The organism is Loktanella sp. Alg231-35, assembly GCF_900143545.1.
In the GTDB taxonomy this organism is placed as follows: Bacteria; Pseudomonadota; Alphaproteobacteria; order Rhodobacterales; family Rhodobacteraceae; genus Yoonia.
The window spans coordinates 404,579-424,203 of sequence record NZ_FREV01000002.1; the positions used below are offsets into that span (position 1 = coordinate 404,579).

At 57.0% G+C, this 19,625-nt stretch carries 17 protein-coding genes; 11 read left to right on the forward strand and 6 right to left on the reverse strand.

Translation table 11 applies throughout. The features are described 5' to 3' along the window. Positions 1-40: 40 nt before the first annotated feature. Both DHN10_RS05580 and DHN10_RS05585 read left to right on the forward strand, forming a co-directional pair. The gene (locus tag DHN10_RS05580; RefSeq protein WP_108814245.1) at positions 41-769 is read left to right on the forward strand and encodes a DUF502 domain-containing protein; all 729 of its coding nucleotides are present in this window, start codon (positions 41-43) and stop codon (positions 767-769) included. A 3-nt stretch (positions 770-772) separates the two neighbouring features. After that, positions 773-1,375 carry a LysE/ArgO family amino acid transporter gene (locus DHN10_RS05585; RefSeq protein ID WP_108814246.1) on the forward strand — a complete coding sequence of 201 codons (603 nt, stop codon included), beginning with the start codon at positions 773-775 and terminating at the stop codon, positions 1,373-1,375. On the opposite strand, the gene DHN10_RS05590 is transcribed toward DHN10_RS05585, so the two are convergent. Both DHN10_RS05590 and DHN10_RS05595 read right to left on the reverse strand, forming a co-directional pair. Beyond that, a complete protein-coding gene (locus DHN10_RS05590) occupies positions 1,368-2,399 on the reverse strand; it encodes a patatin-like phospholipase family protein (protein WP_108814247.1) in 1,032 nt (343 codons plus the stop codon). The two genes, DHN10_RS05585 and DHN10_RS05590, sit on opposite strands and share 8 nt — an antisense overlap. Then, positions 2,396-3,169: a 3-hydroxybutyrate dehydrogenase gene (locus tag DHN10_RS05595; RefSeq protein WP_108814248.1), complete on the reverse strand. Its 774-nt coding sequence runs from the start codon at positions 3,167-3,169 to the stop codon at positions 2,396-2,398. Before DHN10_RS05595 ends, DHN10_RS05590 begins: the two co-directional genes overlap by 4 nt. A gap of 290 nt (positions 3,170-3,459) precedes the next feature. Here DHN10_RS05595 and DHN10_RS05600 point away from each other — a divergent pair, with 290 nt between their 5' ends. The 3 genes from DHN10_RS05600 (at position 3,460) to DHN10_RS05610 (ending at position 6,448) form a co-directional block, all read left to right on the forward strand. After that, positions 3,460-5,253: an extracellular solute-binding protein gene (locus tag DHN10_RS05600; protein WP_234417068.1), complete on the forward strand. Its 1,794-nt coding sequence runs from the start codon at positions 3,460-3,462 to the stop codon at positions 5,251-5,253. A gap of 79 nt (positions 5,254-5,332) precedes the next feature. Next, positions 5,333-5,758 (forward strand): arsenate reductase ArsC, encoded by a 426-nt coding sequence (locus tag DHN10_RS05605; protein WP_306419252.1) that lies wholly within the window; start codon positions 5,333-5,335, stop codon positions 5,756-5,758. Positions 5,759-5,803: 45 nt separating this feature from the next. Further along, the gene (locus tag DHN10_RS05610) at positions 5,804-6,448 is read left to right on the forward strand and encodes an aquaporin (protein WP_108814250.1); all 645 of its coding nucleotides are present in this window, start codon (positions 5,804-5,806) and stop codon (positions 6,446-6,448) included. Here DHN10_RS05610 and DHN10_RS05615 read toward each other — a convergent pair. Beyond that, entirely contained in the window at positions 6,445-7,068 is a 624-nt protein-coding gene (locus tag DHN10_RS05615) for a helix-turn-helix domain-containing protein (RefSeq protein ID WP_108814251.1), read from the reverse strand. The genes DHN10_RS05610 and DHN10_RS05615 overlap by 4 nt on opposite strands. A 150-nt stretch (positions 7,069-7,218) precedes the next feature. Here DHN10_RS05615 and DHN10_RS05620 point away from each other — a divergent pair, with 150 nt between their 5' ends. Both DHN10_RS05620 and DHN10_RS05625 read left to right on the forward strand, forming a co-directional pair. Then, entirely contained in the window at positions 7,219-7,863 is a 645-nt protein-coding gene (locus DHN10_RS05620) for a DsbA family oxidoreductase (protein WP_108814252.1), read from the forward strand. Next, positions 7,860-9,080, forward strand: coding sequence for a multidrug effflux MFS transporter (locus tag DHN10_RS05625; RefSeq protein WP_108814253.1), 1,221 nt, complete (start codon positions 7,860-7,862; stop codon positions 9,078-9,080). Before DHN10_RS05620 ends, DHN10_RS05625 begins: the two co-directional genes overlap by 4 nt. A 13-nt stretch (positions 9,081-9,093) precedes the next feature. On the opposite strand, the gene mfd is transcribed toward DHN10_RS05625, so the two are convergent. Then, positions 9,094-12,540 (reverse strand): transcription-repair coupling factor, encoded by a 3,447-nt coding sequence (mfd, locus tag DHN10_RS05630; protein ID WP_108814254.1) that lies wholly within the window; start codon positions 12,538-12,540, stop codon positions 9,094-9,096. Positions 12,541-12,579: 39 nt separating this feature from the next. Beyond that, a complete protein-coding gene (locus DHN10_RS05635) occupies positions 12,580-13,104 on the reverse strand; it encodes a hypothetical protein (RefSeq protein WP_108814255.1) in 525 nt (174 codons plus the stop codon). A 126-nt stretch (positions 13,105-13,230) separates the two neighbouring features. Between DHN10_RS05635 and hemB the strand changes: the two genes are divergently transcribed. The 4 genes from hemB to DHN10_RS05655 all read left to right on the forward strand — a co-directional run bounded on the left by hemB (position 13,231) and on the right by DHN10_RS05655 (position 17,215). Further along, entirely contained in the window at positions 13,231-14,229 is a 999-nt protein-coding gene (gene hemB / locus DHN10_RS05640) for a porphobilinogen synthase (protein ID WP_108814256.1), read from the forward strand. Positions 14,230-14,476: 247 nt separating this feature from the next. Further along, the gene (locus DHN10_RS05645; protein ID WP_108814257.1) at positions 14,477-14,911 is read left to right on the forward strand and encodes a universal stress protein; all 435 of its coding nucleotides are present in this window, start codon (positions 14,477-14,479) and stop codon (positions 14,909-14,911) included. 64 nt (positions 14,912-14,975) lie between these two features. Beyond that, a complete protein-coding gene (locus DHN10_RS05650) occupies positions 14,976-16,478 on the forward strand; it encodes an alanine/glycine:cation symporter family protein (RefSeq protein ID WP_108814529.1) in 1,503 nt (500 codons plus the stop codon). A 179-nt stretch (positions 16,479-16,657) separates the two neighbouring features. Beyond that, the gene (locus tag DHN10_RS05655) at positions 16,658-17,215 is read left to right on the forward strand and encodes a YSC84-related protein (RefSeq protein WP_199910636.1); all 558 of its coding nucleotides are present in this window, start codon (positions 16,658-16,660) and stop codon (positions 17,213-17,215) included. On the opposite strand, the gene DHN10_RS05660 is transcribed toward DHN10_RS05655, so the two are convergent. Continuing rightward, on the reverse strand, positions 17,212-19,623 hold the full coding sequence (locus DHN10_RS05660) for a GcvT family protein (protein ID WP_108814258.1): 2,412 nt from the start codon (positions 19,621-19,623) through the stop codon (positions 17,212-17,214). The two genes, DHN10_RS05655 and DHN10_RS05660, sit on opposite strands and share 4 nt — an antisense overlap. Between the last annotated feature and the right edge of the window lie 2 nt (positions 19,624-19,625).

Consider the following 19,625-nt stretch of genomic DNA (forward strand, 5'->3'; position numbering starts at 1 on the left):
GTGCATAAGTGTGCGTTAACGAAACACTTGGAAATGCGCGATGCTTGATCCCAACGCACCTGACGGCAAACGGCGCAATAAGCCGGGCATGATTTCGCGGATGCGGAGTAACTTTCTGGCCGGTCTGATCATCGTTGCCCCAATCGGGATGACGGTCTGGCTGATCTGGACGGTTGTGGGCTGGGTTGACAGTTGGGTCTGGCCGTTTGTGCCGGACGCCTATCAACCAACCGAATTGCTGAACCGGATCATGGGCCGCGAGCCGGGCAATGAGATCAACGTGAACGTCCGTGGCGTTGGTGTTGTGATTTTCCTGATCTTCACCATGCTTGTCGGCTGGGTTGGTAAAGGCCTGATCGGGCGATCATTTCTGGGCATGGGCGAACGCCTGGTGGACCGCATGCCGGTTGTTCGGTCGATCTACAATGCAGTCAAACAGATATCCGAGACCGTCTTTTCGCAGCGCGACACCTCATTCGACAAGGCCTGTCTGGTGGAATACCCGCGCCGGGGCATCTGGGCGATTGCCTTTATCTCGACCAATGCCAAGGGCGAGATTGACGCAAAGTTGAACGATGGCGAACCCATCGTGACGGTGTTCCTGCCCACAACGCCAAACCCCACGTCGGGGTTCTTGCTGTTCTTGCCGCAGCGCGATGTGCAAGTGCTGGATATGACGGTCGAGGATGCGGCCAAATTGGTGATCTCCGCGGGCCTTGTTTATCCCAATGGGGTTGAGGCCAAAGACCCGCCAGCGGTCGAAGACTAGACGATGATTGCGGCAGGACTGACCGGCTTTGCTACGGCCTTTGCCCTGATCCTCGCCATCGGCGCCCAGAACGCCTTTGTGTTGCGCCAAGGGTTGGCCAAGGCACATGTGTTTTGGCTCTGCCTACTTTGTGCGGTGTCCGACGCATTGCTGATCACCGCAGGTGTGTTGGGCTTTGGCATCATTGTAGAGCTTTACCCCCTGTTGCCCCAGATCATGGCCTGGGGTGGTGCTGCGTTCCTATTTGTCTACGGGGCGATGCGGCTTTGGGCGGCGTGGCAGGGCAATTATGCGATGCAATTGTCCGGGCAATCTGCCGGGCTATGGGCGACGCTGGCGACGGGGGCCGCGTTTACTTGGCTCAATCCGCATGTCTATCTGGACACGTTGGGGCTGGTTGGTGCGGTATCCACGCAATTTACTGACATCGCTGAAAAAACAGCCTTTGGAATTGGCGCGGTGACATCGTCATTCGTCTTCTTCTTCAGCCTTGGTTATGGCGCGCGTCTGCTTGCCCCCGTCATGCAATCGGCGCGCGCATGGCGCATACTGGACGTGTTGATCGGCGTTGTGATGTGGGCATTGGCGGTCAAACTGCTTAGCTGAACATCTCGGTCAGGTTAACTGAACTGCGCTTGCCAATGTCCTTTTTGTGGTCTTTGAGGAAAGTATCCGCCGCAGCCTCGCCCGCTTGCTTTAACCGCGCGAGGATGACCGGCGATGGAATGGTCTTTGTCGCGACATTGAGGTCATTCATCAGATCATCATCCGCAATCATATGGACCAGAACATTCTTCATCGTGCCCCGTTTGATCGCGCCGTCTTCAAGCAGCCGCCTGACAAATTCAATCGCGCGCAATTCGCGCAAGAGCGAACTGTTAAAGCTGATCTCATTGATCCGGTTCTGGATCGATTGGCTGTCCCTGGGCAAGGCATCACGATGAAGCGGATTGATATTTACGACTAGAATATCGTCTGGTAAATTACTGACAAATAAAGGGAAAAGTGCAGGGTTTCCTGTATAACCACCGTCCCAGAACGCCTCGACCTTGCCGGTCTTGGGGTCCTCAAATTCCACCGCCTTAAACAGGCTGGGCAGGCAGGCAGAGGCCATAATGGCGTCTGGCACGATCTCTTCACCTGCAAAGACGCGGATCTTGCCAGAGCGGACGTTGGTAGCGCAGATGTGCAACGCAGGCCCTTCGGTCGCGCAGACAGCATCATAGTGGAATTTCTCGACGATCCGGCTGAGTGGGTTTTGCATTGCCGGGCCGTAGGCATAAGGCGACATCAGGCGCGTTGTCATGTCCAGGGCCGCGTAGATTGGCGAAAATTCCATCGCCTTGGCCCAAAGCTGGGCCGTTGGTGTTGCCGCACTCATCCACGGCGCAAAAAGCGGGTCAGTGATTGCCCCGATTTGTGTCCACAACCAATCAAGGTTTTCGCGCGCACCCTCGCGCCCGCCTGCAACCCAGCCGGATTTCAGCGCGGCAGCATTCAACGCACCCGCAGATGTGCCTGAAATCGCTGCGATTTCAATATCTTCGTCTTGTAGAAAGCGACACAGCACACCCCATGTAAAGGCGCCGTGCGCGCCCCCACCCTGCAGTGCCAGATTGATCCGCTTCACAGTGCTGTCCAGCCGCCATCAACCGAAATCGTCGTACCAGTGATCTGTGCGGCGGCGTCAGAAGCAAGGAAGGCAACGGTGCCACCCAATTGTTCGACTGTGGCAAATTCCTTGGATGGCTGGCGTTCCAGCATGACGTTCTTGATCACGTCCTCGCGGGACATGTTGTATTCTTTCATGGTGTCGGGGATTTGCGCCTCGACCAATGGGGTCAGCACATAGCCGGGACAAACCGCGTTGCAGGTGATCGGTTCCTGCGCGGTTTCCAAACCGATGGTCTTAGTCAGGCCGACGATACCGTGTTTGGCCGCGACATAGGCGGATTTATAGGGCGATGCAGTCAGCCCGTGGGCAGAAGCAATGTTGACGATCCGGCCATAGCCTTTTTCGCGCATGCCAGTCACTGCAGCGGCGATTGTGTGAAAGGCAGAACTGAGGTTAATCGCAATGATCGCGTCCCATTTGCCTGTTGGAAAATCCTGCACCGGGGCCACGTGTTGGATGCCCGCGTTATTCACCAGAATATCGCATCCACCCGCAGCGGCGATCAGGCGCCGGCAGTCATCCGCCTTGGACATGTCGGCTTGCACGTACTTCGCATCGACCCCGGTCGCCTTGGCGATTTCGGCGGCCAAAGCGTGATCTTCTTCGGTGTCAGTGAATGAGTTGAGCACCACATTGGCACCCGCCTTGGCCAATTCACGGGCAACGCCCAGACCAATGCCAGAGTTGGATCCGGTGATAACGGCGGTTTTTCCTGCAAGTGACATGATTTAGCTCCCGATTCTCTTGCGTTCGACTCACAGTATATGCTGCAACTGCGAAAGCCACGTTACGGTTCCGTGAGCCATAAAAAAAACGCCCGCACAAGGCGGGCGTAAAGTTATTGAGGCAGGTTTCATACAGGCAAGAAACCTATCGAGCAGTGACCTCTTTATAAGCAATGACTTGCCCGTCTCCAAGCTAAAAGTTTGAAAAGGCTCAAAACCCTCTTTACGGTTATGGCCAACGAACAAACAATATGCAGGGGCAACTACCGATGAAGGTTAAATTTTCATTAATGCTGAAGGCATCGGCGACGATCATCGCCCTAGCCATAGGCGCGCAGGGCGTGTTTGCACAGCCCCAGCATGGCATAGCTATGTATGGCGACCCGGCCCTTCCACCTGATTTTGTGTCCCTGCCCTACGCCAATCCTGATGCGCCAAAGGGCGGCCAGATCGTCACGGCAGAGGTGGGCAGCTTTGACAGCCTAAACCCATTCATCCGCAAGGGGTCGGTGCCGTGGCAGTTGCGGTTTTTTCTGGGCGAAAGCTTCATGGGCCGCTCACTGGACGAACCGTTTTCGCTCTACGGTGTTTTGGCCGAATCGATTGAAACCGGACCGAACCGCGAATGGGTGGAATTCACCCTGCGCGAAGAGGCCCGGTTTTCCGACGGCAGCCCAGTCACGATTGAAGATGTGCTGTGGTCATATGAAACCTTGGGCACTGTCGGGCACCCCCGCTATCTGGGTTTCTGGGCCAAGGTGGACAGCCTAGAACAGACAGGTGACCGCTCGGTGCGTTTCACCTTCAATGTCGAAGACCGCGAATTGGCCTTGCTGGCTGGTCTGCGCCCGATCCTGAAAAAAGATCAATGGGAAGGCGTCGATTTCGCCGAAAGCACAACAGAGATCGTGCCGATCACGTCCTCGCCTTACGTGATTGATGATTTTGATCCCGGTCGGTTTGTATCCCTGCGCCGTAACCCTGACTATTGGGGTGCGGATGTGCCGTTCCGGGTTGGCACCAACAACCTTGACGAGGTCCGGCTGGAATTCTTCGGCGATGAAACTGCCGCGTTTGAGGCGTTCAAGGTGGGTGAAGTGAATGCCACCCGCGAGTTCAACGTCGTGCGTTGGGACACACGTTACAATTTCCCGGCGATTCAAGACGGTGAGATCGTCAAGGAAGTCATCGAACATCAGCGGCCCTCTGGGATGACAGGGTTTGCGATGAACACCCGACGCGCACATCTGGCCGACTGGCGTGTGCGCGATGCGCTGATCCATGCGTTCAACTTTGAATTCATCAATGAGACGATGACCGGATCGGCCCAACCGCGCATTACCTCTTACTGGTCGAATTCCCCGCTGGGGATGGACAGTGACCCCGCCACAGGCCGTGTTGCTGAATTTCTTGAACCCTTCGCGGCTGATCTGATCCCCGGAACCATCGAAGGCTACGCCCTGCCCGTCAGTGATGGTAGCGAGCGTAACCGCGCAGGCAGTGCGGCCGCGTTCGAGATGTTCGAGGCGGCAGGCTGGACCATTCAGGATGGCGCAATGCGCGATGCAGATGGCAATGACTTTGCGCTTGAAATCCTGCTGGATCAGGGCGCAACCGAAATGCAGTCCATCATCGACCTCTATATGGAATCGCTGGCGCGGATCGGGATCACGCCGGTGATGACCGTGGCAGACAGCGCGCAGTTCAAAGAACGCACCGACGCCTTTGATTTTGACATGGTTTACTATCGGCGCGGTCTGTCGCTGTCGCCGGGCAATGAACAGTACAACTACTATGGCACGGAACGCGCCAACGAAGTGGGTGGTCGCAACTTGATGGGTGTGCAATCTGCCGCTGCTGACGCCATGATTGGCCGCTTGCTGACGTCGGAAAGTCAGGATGATTTTCTTGCCGCTGTCAAAGCGCTGGACCGTGTGCTGACCGCCGGTCGCTATGTGATCCCGATTTATCAGTGGAATATCAGCCGGATTGCCCAAGCCAAAGAGCTGCAGCATCCTGACTATGTTCCGATCTTCGGGGATTGGCCCGGCTGGCAGCCCGATGTCTGGTGGTACGAGCAATAAGCGCGTCGAAGGTTCGCCTTGTCGTTGAATTGTTACATTCAACGACTAAGCGGGCCTGACATGACGCAAAGGGCCCACTATGAATATCCTTGTACTGTGTACCGGCAATTCTGCCCGTTCTATCCTGCTTGAATCCATACTTTCCCACCGCTCTGACGGGCGGATCAATGCGTGGTCGGCGGGGTCCAAACCTGCCGGCAAAGTGCATCCGCAGTCGTTGGAACTGCTCGCCAAAGAAGGCTTTCCAACCGATGGGCTCAGCTCGCAAAGTTGGGATGATTACGCCAAACCGGGCGCGCCAAAGATGGATGCGGTGATCACCGTTTGCGGGTCTGCTGCCGCCGAAGAATGCCCCTATTGGCCGGGTACGCCCTTGCGCGCGCATTGGGGTGTCGATGATCCCGCCGCTGCCGCACCGGACAATCAGCCCGCCGCTTTTGCAGAAGCTATGCGCTTTTGTCCGACAAAGCCCGCATCTTGCTTGCGCTTCCTTTCGAGGAAATGACACAAGAGGACGTGCAGGCGATATTCAACCGGATTGGGGCATAAGATGCAGAAACTATTGGCCGAAGGGTTAGGAACGGCGTTTCTGCTGATTGGCGTTGTGGGCTCGGGCATCATGGGGGCCGCGCTTGCGGACGGAAACGTGGCGATTGCGCTTTTGGCGAATGCGATTGCGACGGGCTGCATTCTTTATGTGATCATCACCACACTTGGCCCCATTTCCGGCGCGCATTTCAACCCTGCCGTCACGCTGGCCTTTCTGCTGCGAGGCGAGATCAAGATCAGCGACGCCATACCCTATGTCATCGTGCAGATCATCGGAGGTATCCTTGGCGTCTGGGCCGCGCATGTGATGTTTGACCTCACCATCTTGCAGGCCTCGACCACAGACCGGAACGGCGTGTCGCAATGGTTCTCGGAAATTCTGGCCACCTTTGGATTGCTATTTGTGATCTTTGGTGGGCTGAAAAGCCGTGCCGATGCGGTACCGACCCTGGTGGCGCTTTATATCACCGGTGCCTATTGGTTCACGTCGTCCACCAGCTTTGCCAACCCCGCCGTGACTATTGCGCGTGGGTTCAGCGATACATTTGCAGGTATCAACCCCGCCCATATCCCAATGTTCATCGTGATGCAGATTGTGGGCGTTGGGGTTGCGGCTGTGATCTTGCCCCGCGTTTTCAAGGACTAGCTTAGCGATGTGACCCAGAGGATCATGGCATCCTCGGCACTGGTCGAAATCACGTTGTGCCCCATGGTGGCGTCATAATAGGCGCTGTCGCCACGCTTGAGCGTAACGGGTTCGTAAAACTCCGTATACAGCATGATCTGGCCGGTAAGCACATAAAGGAACTCTTCGCCATCGTGGCGGACCCAGCCCTCAAAATCCTCGATCCCGCGAGCGTGGATCCGAGCGCGATAGGGCAGCATCTTTTTGGTGGTCAGGGCTTCGGCCAGCAAGGCGTGTTCATAGGTCGTTGTGACCTTGGTGGCCTCTTGGCCGCTGTGGGTTACGGCCATGCGGCCATTCACCTGGCCCTTGGAAGGCGGCGTAAACAGTTGCGGCACCGAGATTTGCAACCCGACCGCCAGTTTTTTCAGTGCGTCATAGGTGGGCGACATCTGCCCATTTTCGATTTTGGACAGGGTTGAGCGCGCAAGCCCTGCCTGCTGCGCGGCTTGTTCCAACGTCCAATTCTGCGCTTTGCGCAATTCCCGGACGCGCGCGCCCAGATCAAGGGGTTGCGCGATATCGGCATCGCCGTCTTCGCGGGCGATACGGATCAGGTTTGAGGGGTCGCTGTCGGCCATGGGCCTGTCATAGGCGGCAGGGTTTCATCTTGCAAGCTGAGTGCAGACGACCATGTGCGCCCGCGCACAGGGATTTCTGACGCCTTGGGCTTTCACCTTCGATCAGACGTGGTAGAGGATAATGGTAACCCCCCAGTGTCGGAGCCTTCTATGGTCAAACTTGATATCATCTCTGATCCTATTTGCCCTTGGTGTTTCATCGGCAAAACCAATCTGGACAAGGCGCTAGAGCAGTTCCCCGATCACCCGTTCACGATCGAGTGGCATCCGTTCCAGTTGAACCCTGACATGCCAAGCGGCGGGATGGACAGGCGTGCCTATCTAGAGGGCAAGTTTGGCGGCAAGGACGGTGCGGTAAAGGCCTATGCCCCTGTTGTTGAGCATGCTGAAAAATCCGGGGCGCATATCAACTTTGACGCAATCCAGAAAACGCCCAATACCATCGACGCGCACCGCCTGATTCATTGGGCAGGGATTGAGCAGCGCCAGTCCTTTGTCGTTGATCTGCTCTTTAAGGCGTATTTTGTCGAAGGCCGCGATATTGGCGATCACGAGGTTCTGGCCGATATCGCCGATACCGCCGAGATGGACGCGACCATGGTTACCAAGCTTTTGGCCTCGGATTCTGATGTTGACGATATCCGAAAGCGTGACAAACACAGCCGTGAGATGGGCGTGAACTCTGTCCCGACATTCGTTGTGGCCCAACAGCACGCCGTACCCGGCGCGCAGCCGCCCGAAATGTGGGTGGGTGTGATCAAGGAAATCATGGATCAGATCGCGGCAACTGAATGACAACCACGACAGGGCCACGGCAGCTGCCGCAGACGGAATTCATCGCCCTCATGGCGATGGTCGCTGCAACGGTGGCCTTTTCCATCGATGCCATGTTGCCCGCCTTGCCAGAGATCGGGGCGGCCCTTTCCCCCAACAACGTCAACAATGCCCAATTGATCATCACCAGCTTTGTGTTTGGGATGGGCATTGGCACGATGTTCACTGGCCCCTTGTCTGACGCCTTTGGGCGCAAACCGGTGATGGTGGGCGGCGCCATTGTCTATGTGATCGCCTGTGCCGTGGCCTGGGCCGCACAATCGCTTGAAGTTATGCTGGCGGCACGTGTCGTTCAGGGGCTGGGTGCCGCCGGGCCGCGTGTGGTTGCGATGGCACTGATCCGCGATTTGTATTCTGGTCCCAACATGGCGCGCATCCTGTCGTTTGTGATGGTTGTCTTTTCGCTGGTGCCGGCACTGGCACCAACCATGGGGCACTACATTATCGAAGGCTTTGGCTGGCGCGCGATTTTTGCGGCTTTTATCATCTTCTCGGCGATTTCACTGATCTGGCTGTTGGCCCGGCAGCCAGAGACACTCACCCCCGAAAACCGCCGACCACTAAGCTTGATTGCCCTGGGTGCAGCCATCAAAGAGATGTTCGCCCATCGCACAGCACGCCTGTCGATCTTTGTGCAAACGCTGACATTCGGAATGTTGTTTATGGTGCTGTCATCGACGCAACAGGTGTTCGATATCACCTTTGATCAGGGCGACACGTTCCATTTCTGGTTTGGTGGCATTGCCATTGTCGCGGCCTCGGCCAGTGTGCTGAATGCACGGATTGTGGTGCGGTTGGGGATGCGGGCGATTATTCGAGCGATGTTCACAGTGCAGATTGCAGTGACCTTAATTATGATTGCTGTCACAGCCGCCGATGCGCCCTATTGGCTGGCGTTTGGCACTTATGTCGTCTGGATGACGTCGAATTTCTTTCAGGCCGGGCTGGCGATTGGCAACCTCAATGCGCTCGCCATGGAAGAGATGGGCCATATCGCAGGGATGGCCGCGTCAATCATTGCCGCTGTATCCACGATTGGTGCTGTTGTTCTGGCGGCACCGGTCGCCTTGCTTTTTGACGGCACACCGATGCCGATGGCCATCGGTACGCTGATTTTTGCGTCGCTGGCGTTGTGGCTGACAACCATGATCAAGCGGCCGGGTGATCTGCTGGATTAAGCCGCTCTGATCGTTAAGCCTTGGCCTTCTTCTCTTCCGCCAGTTTCTGCGCCAGATCCCGTGCAATGTTGAACGCACCCTGGATCTTGTCGCGCTCCTTGGCCCAATCACGCCGCACGACGATCTTATTGTCTTTGACCTTGGCGAGCCCCTTTTGCGCTTCGATGAATTCGACCAGCCCCTTGGGTGACGCGAATTTGTCGTTGTGGAACTGAAGGGTTGCGCCCTTTGGTCCGGCATCCAGCTTGGCAATGCCTGCGCGTTTGCACATCGCTTTGATGCGCACCACCAACATCAGTGTGTTCACCTCACGCGGCAGTTTGCCAAAGCGGTCGATCAGCTCGGCGGCGAAACCTTCCAGTTCGACCTTCGTGGTAAGCTCTGACAGGCGACGGTAAAGGCCCAGACGCACATCCAGATCAGGGACATAATCGTCGGGGATCAGGACCGGCACACCCAGGTTGATCTGTGGCGCCCATTGGCCGTCATCAATGATGCCCTCGGCCTGGCCTGATCGGATCGCGGCGATCTGATCCTCCAGCATTTGCTGGTACAACTCATATCCCACTTCGCGCATCTGCCCTGATTGTTCTTCACCCAGCAGATTGCCCGCCCCCCGAATATCAAGGTCCTGACTGGCCAGTGTAAACCCGGCCCCCAGCGTATCGATGGACCCCAGTACCCGCAGACGTTTCTGGGCCGTGTCCGTCAGCTTCTGACGCGGTTTGGTGGTAAGATAGGCATAGGCACGCGTCTTGGAGCGCCCGACCCTGCCCCGGATCTGATAAAGCTGGCTGAGGCCGAACATATCCGACCGCCAGACAATCATCGTATTGGCCGTTGGGATGTCCAATCCGCTTTCGACAATCGTTGTGGCCAGAAGCACATCAAACTTGCCGTCATAAAACGCGTTCATCCGATCATCGAGCTCGCCCGCGGCCATCTGGCCTGTGGCCGAGATATATGACACCTCCGGCACCTCGCGTTTGAGGAAGTCCTCCATCTCTTCCATGTCGCTGATCCGTGGCACAACAACAAAGGACTGCCCGCCGCGATAGTGTTCGCGCAAGAGCGCCTCTCGCACCGTAATCGTGTCGAACTCACTGACATATGTGCGGATCGCCAAACGGTCGATGGGCGGTGTGCCAATGATCGACAGATCGCGCACGCCGGAAAGGGACAGTTGCAGCGTGCGCGGGATCGGCGTTGCCGTCAGCGTGAGCACATGCACATCCGTGCGCAGTTGCTTTAGCCGTTCTTTGTGCTGCACGCCAAATTTCTGTTCTTCATCAATGACTAACAGGCCAAGGTTCTTAAAGCGCACGCCTTTGGCCAAAAGCGCATGGGTGCCCACCACGATGTCAACTGTGCCCTTGGTCAAACCGTCGCGGGTCAGATTGGCATCTTTCGCCGATACAAACCGCGACAGCGGGCGCACATTGACCGGAAAGCCGCGGAACCGTTCAGCAAAGTTCTGATAGTGCTGACGCGCCAGCAAGGTCGTCGGGGCGATGATCGCCACCTGCACACCTGACAAGGCGGCAATAAAGGCCGCACGGATCGCGACCTCTGTTTTGCCAAAGCCCACGTCGCCGCAGATCAGCCGGTCCATGGGTTTGCCCGCCCCCAAATCGGTCAGTACGTCCTCAATCGCGGCCAATTGATCATCAGTTTCCACATAGGGAAAACGCGCCAGAAACTGATCCCACAGCCCATCAGGCGGGTCCAACGCCGGTGCGGTGCGCAGCTCGCGCTCTGCCGCGACCCGGATCAGGCGTTCGGCAATCTGGCGGATACGTTCCTTGAGCTTGGCTTTTTTGGCCTGCCATGCGCCGCCGCCCAGTTTATCCAACAACCCGGTCTCATGACCGTATTTCGACAGCAGTTCGATATTCTCGACAGGCAGATAGAGTTTGGAGTCTTCGGCATATTCCAGCAGCAGGCATTCATGTGCCGCACCCAGTGCCGTTACAACCTCCATGCCTATGTAGCGCCCGACGCCATGGTCTACGTGAACCACCAGATCACCGGGGGATAGGCTGTTGGCTTCGCTTAGGAAATTCTCGGCCCGCCGTTTGCGCTTGGTCTGGCGGATCAGACGGTCGCCCAGCACATCCTGTTCGGATATGACGGTGACACCGGGGGCTTCGAACCCGTGATCAAGCGCCCAGACAGCCAGATGCACACCACGCTTGCCGACCCGGCTGAAGTCAGACACCGGGATAACCTCGGCCACGCCTTCGTCTTCGATCAGCCCTTCCAGACGCTCGCGCGCGCCTTCGGAATATGAGGCGATGACAACAGGTCCGTCGTTCAATTTCGCGCGGATATGATCGGCCAACGCGCCGAACAAGCTGATCTGTTCCTGCTGCCGTTCGGGCGAGAAGTTGCGGCCGATCCGCCCGCCTGCATCAATCACTCCCGGCCCGGTGGCTTGCTTGAGCGGGGAAAGTTGCATGATGCGACGGTCAGCAACCGCCGCTTCCCAGGCCGCGTCGTTCAGATAAAGCAAGTCGGGTGGTGCGGGTTTATAGACACTGTCCATGCGCCCCTTTTGACCAAGGGCGTGCATGCGCGTGCCATATTGATCGGCAATGCTATCCCAGCGGGTCAAGCGCATCGGCGTTGTCTGATCATCAAGTGTAACGGTGGCCTTGGGCAGATAGTCAAACAGCGTTTCCAGATCGTCCTGAAAGAACCCCAACCAATGTTCCACACCGGCATGTTTGCGACCCGCCGACACGGCCTCGTACAGCGGATCATCCGTGCCTGCGGCACCAAACTCCAGACGGTAATTCTGGCGAAACCGGGTAATGGCGGCCTCATCAAGGATCACCTCAGAGACCGGGGCCAGTTCCACTTCGGTCAGTTTTTCGGTGGTGCGCTGTGTTGCAGGATCAAAGCGGCGGGCGCCGTCCAACACGTCACCAAACAGGTCCAGCCGTACCGGCCCGCTTTGACCGGGTGGAAAGATATCAATGATGCCGCCGCGAATGGCATAGTCGCCAGGTTCCATCACGGTGGGGCTTTGGGTAAAACCCATACGGACAAGGAAGTGACGCAAAGCATCTTCGTCCAACCGCTTGCCCACGGTGGCGGTAAAGGCCGCTTCACGTAGCAAGCGACGCGCGGGCACACGTTGCGTGGCAGCAGACAGCGTTGTCAGCAGGATGAACTGTTCGGGCATCCCATGGACCAGCCCCGCCAGCGTGGCCATACGTGCGGCAGAGATGTCAGTGTTTGGTGAAACCCTGTCATAGGGTAGGCAATCCCATGCGGGAAACACAAAGACGGGCGTGTTAGGTGCAAAGAAACGCAAAGCGGCCTGCATCGCGGCAAGCCGTTTGTCATCGCGTGCGACATGCAGCACCGGCTGACCCTTGGCCAGTTCGGCAAGGATCAACTGCGCGTCATATCCCTCGGGCGCGCCGGAAACGGTGATGTGTTTGGGATTAGCCATTGCGCTCATCTATCCTGCGGGCCTTGAGTGTCAACAGACCTAGAAGAATTGCAGCTTGGCGAGGCTGAAGTACATCCCGTACATCGCCGTGAAAAACATCGTCACCATAGCGATGATCTGGGTCCACAAACGCACTCGAAACAGGCGATGGACCAAATCCTTGCCCGCCAGCGGCGTCTGGTTCAGTTCCAGCGCAAGCCGGACATTGATAGCCCCAATCAGGCAAAGCGGTGCGCCCAGTACAAACAACCCCTGCCCCAGTTCCAACCCATAGTAAAAGCCGGCAAAGCCCACACCACTAAGTACAAATGCGATAAGACCGATCAACCAGTGCCCAAAGCTGTGGTGATAGGCCGCGATCCGCCGGACGTGAATATCCACCAGCCCTTCGACGTCGGCAAGCTCTGCCGTGCCATAGCGGCGCGCGCGAAACAGCATGTCGAAGGGCACCCCGATCAACCAGTTGCTGACCACCGACCAGATGCCGACCACGATCAGCCAATACCAGACGTTTGAAAATGTATTCAGTTCGATGATGCGAACAATGCCATCGGTCCAGTCCAAACCTGTGTCTTTCCAATTGGTTCCCAGTTAAGCCGGAACCTAGCGGCCCGACAGCCACTTGCCCAGACTTGTGATGTCGCAAAATCCATGCAACCAAGAATAAGTGACGCGAAAAAGGCCTGCACGATGAAACCGACCCTTGCCCCCTTCCCCGCAACCCGGCTGCGCCGCCTGCGCAAAAATCCTGCCATGCGTGCATTGGCCCGGCAGAACACATTGACGGTCGATGATCTGATCTGGCCGGTTTTTGTGATGGACGGCAAGGATGATGAAACGCCAGTCGCCTCAATGCCCGGCGTAGTTCGGCGCACGGTTGATCGTGTGGCCAAAGCAGCCGTTGAGGCGCAAGCCCTTGGTATTCCCGCCATTTGCATCTTTCCTTACACCGGGATGGACGCACGCACCGAAGATTGCGCGATGGCATGGGACCCCAACAACCTGACCAATCAGGCGATCCGTGCGATCAAGGATGCAGCCCCTGATATCGCTGTGATGACCGATATCGCGCTTGATCCCTATAATATCAACGGCCACGACGGCTTTGTCGAAAACGGTGAGATCGTGAATGACCGCACGGTTGAGGCGCTGGTTAAAATGGGCCTCGCACAGGCCGAGGCTGGCGCCGATATCCTTGGCCCCTCTGACATGATGGACGGGCGTATCGGGGCGATCCGTGCCGCACTTGAAGCTGAAGGCCATCAGAACGTCGCGATCCTTAGCTATACCGCCAAATACGCCTCCAGTTTTTATGGTCCATTCCGCGATGCGGTCGGCGCGTCCTCGGCGCTGACGGGCGACAAAAACACCTATCAAATGGATCCCGGCAATAGTGATGAGGCCTTGCGATTGGTCGAACGCGACCTGCGCGAGGGCGCTGATATGATCATGGTCAAACCGGGCATGCCTTATCTGGATATCTGCCGACGGGTCAAAGATAGCTTTGGGGTGCCAACCTACGCCTATCAGGTGAGCGGCGAATACGCGATGATGCAAGCGGCGGCGCAGAACGGCTGGCTGGATGGCGAGAAGGTGATGATGGAAAGCCTCTTGGCGTTCAAACGCGCGGGCTGTGACGGGATATTGACGTATTTCGCGCCTGAGGCGGCGAAGGTGTTGCAGGGGTAGCAATACGCATCGCGTCTGGGTCGATTTTGCGGGACTTGCTGACGTGGTTCGCGCACAGCCTCACCTGCACCGACACGCTATGAACGGGGTCATGGTCCAATGAATAAGCACCATGACCGAATAACCTGCTAAGCCTCACGACTTGTCAGATTGCATTTTTTGAACAACACTTCTGCATATGTTGTGTTGGCTTCGCATTATTTTGGCGATGGAACACGCAGCAAGATGCAATTCGGAGGGATTTCCTATGACGAATTCGGTCTTAGTAGCAGTGGATGGTAGCGATGGTGGCGCGCGCGCGCTCCAATACGCAACTGAACGCGCAAAACTGGGAGGGGCGAAACTGATTGTGACATATGTCATCGAATGGTCCCCATACTCATTCAACACACCTGAAGAAAACGCAGAGCGGCACAAACGCAGAGAGGAAGAAATCGATAGGGCGACATCCGGTGTCGTGGAGCCGGCCGCCGCTCAGTTGGCTGCCGCCGGCATCGAATATGAAACGGTCGTGCGCCACGGCCCACCTGCCGAAACACTGATCAAACTCGCTGAAAAATTTGGCGTGCAGCAGATCGTGATCGGACGGCGTGGTCAGTCGGGTATCAAGAACCTGTTGTTTGGAAGCGTCGCGGGCAATCTGGTGCAAACCTCTCCGGTGCCTGTCGTCGTCGTGCCCTAATACGGCGCACAAAAGTTTGCCCCTTGTTGATGGGTGAACCAACAAGAATATGAAGGGACATGTTATGATGAGATTCTTCACAGCGCTGACAGCCATGCTGTTCTTTGCGTTGCCAGCATATGCTGGCTTTGACGATACGATCAATGAAATCACTGCACCCATCGCGTCAGCGGTCGGCAGTTTTGTGTTCTTTAAGATAAACGTTTTTGGTGCTGCGCTTCCGCTGGTTGTCTTGTGGCTTGTCATCGGTGCTGTGTTTTTTACCGTCTACCTTGGCTTTGTGAATGTCAGCGGTTTCAAACATGCGATCCAACTGGTCCGTGGGGACTATGCCGACCCAGACAGCCCCGGTGAGGTGTCGCACTTTCAAGCACTTGCCACAGCGGTTTCAGGCACGGTCGGCATTGGTAACATCGGTGGTGTTGCTGTTGCGGTGACCATCGGCGGTGCGGGGGCGACGTTCTGGCTGATTGTGGCCGGTTTCCTGGGCATGTCGACAAAGTTTGTCGAATGTACACTGGGCGTCAAATACCGGCAGGAAAACCCAGATGGGTCTGTGTCCGGTGGTCCGATGTACTACATGCGCAAAGGGTTCGAAGAACGCGGCATGGGTGGCTTTGGCAAGTTCATGGGCACCTTCTATGCGATTGGTATCTTTATCGGCGCCTTGGGCATCGGCAATATGTTCCAATCCAATCAGGCCTATGTGCAGCTTAATACCGTTGCCGGTGGCCGGCTTGATGGGCTTGGCTGGCTCATCGGTCTGATCCTTGCGGCGGTCGTCTTTATGGTGATCATCGGCGGTATCAAATCCATCGCCCGCGTGACCGAAAAGATTGTGCCATTTATGGCGATCTTTTATTGCGTGTTTGCGATCATCGTCATCTTGATGAACTTCTCCTCGATCCCTGCTGCAATCGGCAACATCTTCTCTGGTGCCTTTACAGGCGCGGGCGTTCAGGGTGGTGCAATCGGTGCGCTGATCATCGGGTTCCAACGTGCTGTGTTCTCGAACGAAGCTGGTATTGGTTCCGCATCCATCGCGCATGCCGCAGTAAAAACGCCAGAACCGGTGACAGAGGGCTACGTTTCGCTGCTGGAACCTTTCATTGATACCATCGTTATCTGTACGATCACGGCGCTGGTCATTGGCACAAGTCAGGTGGCCGATCCAAACTTTGCCGGAGACGCGACAGGGGTTGCAATGACGTCGGCGGCCTTTGAACGTCAGATTGGCTGGTTCCCACTCCCGCTGGCCTTTGGCGCACTGCTCTTTGCGTTCTCGACCATGATCTCTTGGTCATATTACGGGCTGAAGGGTTGGACCTATCTGTTTGGAGAAGGTCAGATGGGTCAGACGATCTACAAGCTGATATTCTGCGCGTTCGTGGCGTTGGGTTGCATGGTACAGCTTGGGCCAATTCTGGATATCTCTGACGCGCTGGTCTTCTTGATCTGTGTGCCGAACATTCTGGGTCTGTATTTCCTTGCGCCAATCGTGCGCCGCGAAATGATCAGCTACAAAGAACGTTTGGACCGCGGTGAGATCAAGAAATACAGTCACTAAACAAAACAGACAGCAGCGAAATGCTCCTTCGAACAATTCGCTGCTGCCGATGACTGATTTCACAGCCGTGTGGGTTCAACCCGTCTGAACCTTCCCACGTGACACAGCTGCCCCTCTCACCTATACTGCAGGCATAAAGGGCGGCAAACGTCCCAAACAGGCATATAGGCGGATATCAAATGACCGATTTTTCACGGCGCAGCTTTGCGCTTGGCGCGCTGGCGACATCGACGCTCGCAGCATGTAGCAATGGCATTGGCAGCGGTGGTGCAGCGACAATCGACGCCCGTGTCGATCGCACGCTCAACACGATGTATTCAGAGTTTCCCGGCACGCGTGACCTGTCATCGCGCGCCGCAGGTGTGCTGGTGATGCCACTGGTTACCGAAGTGGGCTTGGGCCTTGGCGGCTCTTATGGCCGTGGCGCGTTGCGCGTTGGCCAGTCCACGGTTGACTACTATTCGGCGACCTCTGGCAGTGCCGGTCTGCAGATTGGGGCGCAGCAGTTCAGCCATGTCTTGTTCTTCCTCTCATCAGACGCCTTGCTTGAGTTCCGCCAGTCCCCCGGTTGGGCCGCAGGTGCCGACGTTGAATACGCTGTCAGCAACAACAGCGAAATGCTGCGTGCTGAGACAACGACATCGCTTTCGCCCGTGGTCGCAGTGGTCTTTGGCCAAACGGGGTTGCGCCTGGGTGCCACGCTCGAAGGCACAAAATACTCGCGCATTATTCCTTAAGCGCGCAGCTTCTCTCCGGCGGGGTCAAACGGCGGCTCCGCCAGAACCACACCACGATGCGGCTGGCCAAGGATCATCACGTCCACAGCATCGCCAGCCGCAACCCCTTTGAGATATCCAAGGGCCAGTGATTTTCCGACGCTATAGCCATATGTCCCCGACGTGACCCGACCAACCGGCGTGCCATCGGGCAGAAAAATCGGCTCACCTCCGGTCGCGTCAGCGTTGGTCACTTCCAGTACCTCGATCAAAGACAGCACCTCGCGAGGTACATTATCTTTGATCTTCAAGTATTTGTCTTTGTTCAAAAAATCCTTTTCAAGCTTGATCAAACGGTCCAATCCAACCTCTTGCGGCCAGTATTCGGGTGAATACTCCCGGCTCCAACTGCCATAGCCTTTTTCAATCCGCAGCGACATCAGCGCACGTGATCCCACCGGCCCCGCATTGACCGCCTGACCAGCCTCTAGCAAGGCCTCGTAAAGGTGCTGCTGATCGCCCGCATCGCAATGCAGCTCCCACCCCAGATCACCGGTAAAGGACACACGCAGCGCGATGACATCGACCCCCGCGACGGTGATGCGCTGCGAGCGCATGAAGGGGAATGCATCGGTGCGCAGGTCCGCATTCGTCAGGCGCGCCAGCAATGCACGCGATTGTGGGCCCGCAACGTTGAAACCACACATCGTGTCGGTCCGGCTTTCAAACGTGGTGCCTTCTGGCAAGGGTACGTCTTTCCAGAAACGCTGGTGATAGCGTTCTGCTGCCCCGCCCCCGATGATCATGAATTCGTCCTCGGCAAGGCGCGTCACGGTAAAATCACCCGCAATCCCGCCATTGACGCCAATCAGCGGCGTCAGACAGGACCGTCCCACTGCCTTGGGCATGTTGTTTGCGAAAACGGCGTTCAGCCAATTCGCTGCCCCCGGCCCGCGCACGAAATACTTGGCAAAGTTCGAGATATCGATGATCCCAGCAGTGTCACGCAGCATGCGCGCCTCCTGCCCCACCGGTTCAAACCAGTTCTGACGCGTGAACCCGTTTGTATCCTGCGTACCCGGCGTGTCGGCAAACCACGCAGCGTGTTCCCAGCCGTAGTTCAAGCCAAAGACAGCGCCCATCCCTTTTTGCGTCTCATAAATGGGCCGTGTGCGCACTGGTCGCCCTGCCTCGCGTTCCTCACTGGGAAAGTGAATGGCAAAGCGTTTCGCATATTGGTCGCCCACCCGCGCCTTGGTAAATTTCGCGTCGGCCCAAGGCCCAAAGCGGGCCACATCCCAGGCGAACATGTCATAGTCGCTTTCGCCATTGATGATCCATTGCGCGGCCATCAGACCCATGCCGCCGGACTGACTGAACCCTGGAATGATCCCGTTGCAGCAAAAATAATTGCGCAGATCAGGGTGTGGGCCATAAAGGACGTTGCTGTCGGGCGACCAGATCATCGGGCCATTGATCACCCGCTTGATCCCGGCCTCGCCGACGGCGGGTACACGGTCAATCGCCCGCATCATGTTGTCTTCGATGCGTTCCAGATCATCGGCGAACAACTCGTGACCAAAGCCCTGCGGTGTCCCGTCTTCGGCCCAGAACCGCACGTCTTTTTCGTAGGCCCCAACCAGCAGCCCCTGCCCCTCTTGGCGCAGGTAATACTCACCATCGCGGTCAGCGACAGACGGCAGGCGGCGATCCATCGCCGCAATCTCGGCAATGGTTTCTGTCACAAAATACTGGTGTTCGGTCGGCAAGAGCGGCAGTTCAATCCCTGCCAGCCGCGCCACCTCGCGCCCCCAAAGGCCCGCCGCATTGATCACCCATTCGGTTTTGATATTACCTTTTGGCGTCTCAACTATCCACGACCCATCAGGTTTCGGCACGGTGGCCGTCACAGGCGTGAACCGGTAAATCTCTGCCCCCCGCTGGCGCGCGCCAATGGCGTAAGCGTTCGTGACCCCCGAGGGGTCCACGTTGCCGCCGTCAGGTTCATACATGATGCAGCGGATGCCATCATAATCGACCAGTGGGTGCAGGCGTTCTGCCTCGGCCCGGTCGACCTCATGAAAATTCATACCGTAAAACTTGGCTTTTGCAGCCTGCAAACGCAGTTGATGCTCGCGCTCTTCGGTCTGTGCAAGATACAGCGAACCGGGCTGGAACACCCCACAGGATTGTCCCGTTTCCGCTTCCAGCGCGTTGTAAAGGTTCATCGTATAGTGCTGAATGCGGCTGATATTGGTGCTGTCATGCAGCCCGTGAATATTCGCCGCAGCGTGCCACGTGGATCCGGACGTGAGTTCATCCCGCTCTAGCAGCACCACGTCCGTCCAGCCCAGTTTTGCCAGGTGATAAAGGATTGAGCAGCCGATGACGCCGCCTCCGATGACAACGGCCTGGGCATGGGTGCGCATCT

What these genes read in the sequence shown, in the direction of transcription:
- DHN10_RS05605 (WP_306419252.1), top strand. Translation starts at nt 5,333, where the DNA reads ATGAATATCCTTGTACTGTGTACCGGCAATTCTGCCCGTTCTATCCTG.
- DHN10_RS05625 (WP_108814253.1), top strand. Translation starts at nt 7,860, where the DNA reads ATGACAACCACGACAGGGCCACGGCAGCTGCCGCAGACGGAATTCATC.
- DHN10_RS05600 (WP_234417068.1), top strand. Translation starts at nt 3,460, where the DNA reads ATGCTGAAGGCATCGGCGACGATCATCGCCCTAGCCATAGGCGCGCAG.
- DHN10_RS05610 (WP_108814250.1), top strand. Translation starts at nt 5,804, where the DNA reads ATGCAGAAACTATTGGCCGAAGGGTTAGGAACGGCGTTTCTGCTGATT.
- mfd (WP_108814254.1), bottom strand. Translation starts at nt 12,540, where the DNA reads ATGGCTAATCCCAAACACATCACCGTTTCCGGCGCGCCCGAGGGATAT.
- DHN10_RS05655 (WP_199910636.1), top strand. Translation starts at nt 16,658, where the DNA reads ATGACCGATTTTTCACGGCGCAGCTTTGCGCTTGGCGCGCTGGCGACA.
- DHN10_RS05595 (WP_108814248.1), bottom strand. Translation starts at nt 3,169, where the DNA reads ATGTCACTTGCAGGAAAAACCGCCGTTATCACCGGATCCAACTCTGGC.
- DHN10_RS05620 (WP_108814252.1), top strand. Translation starts at nt 7,219, where the DNA reads ATGGTCAAACTTGATATCATCTCTGATCCTATTTGCCCTTGGTGTTTC.
- hemB (WP_108814256.1), top strand. Translation starts at nt 13,231, where the DNA reads ATGAAACCGACCCTTGCCCCCTTCCCCGCAACCCGGCTGCGCCGCCTG.
- DHN10_RS05580 (WP_108814245.1), top strand. Translation starts at nt 41, where the DNA reads ATGCTTGATCCCAACGCACCTGACGGCAAACGGCGCAATAAGCCGGGC.
- DHN10_RS05645 (WP_108814257.1), top strand. Translation starts at nt 14,477, where the DNA reads ATGACGAATTCGGTCTTAGTAGCAGTGGATGGTAGCGATGGTGGCGCG.
- DHN10_RS05585 (WP_108814246.1), top strand. Translation starts at nt 773, where the DNA reads ATGATTGCGGCAGGACTGACCGGCTTTGCTACGGCCTTTGCCCTGATC.
- DHN10_RS05615 (WP_108814251.1), bottom strand. Translation starts at nt 7,068, where the DNA reads ATGGCCGACAGCGACCCCTCAAACCTGATCCGTATCGCCCGCGAAGAC.
- DHN10_RS05650 (WP_108814529.1), top strand. Translation starts at nt 14,976, where the DNA reads ATGATGAGATTCTTCACAGCGCTGACAGCCATGCTGTTCTTTGCGTTG.
- DHN10_RS05660 (WP_108814258.1), bottom strand. Translation starts at nt 19,623, where the DNA reads ATGCGCACCCATGCCCAGGCCGTTGTCATCGGAGGCGGCGTCATCGGC.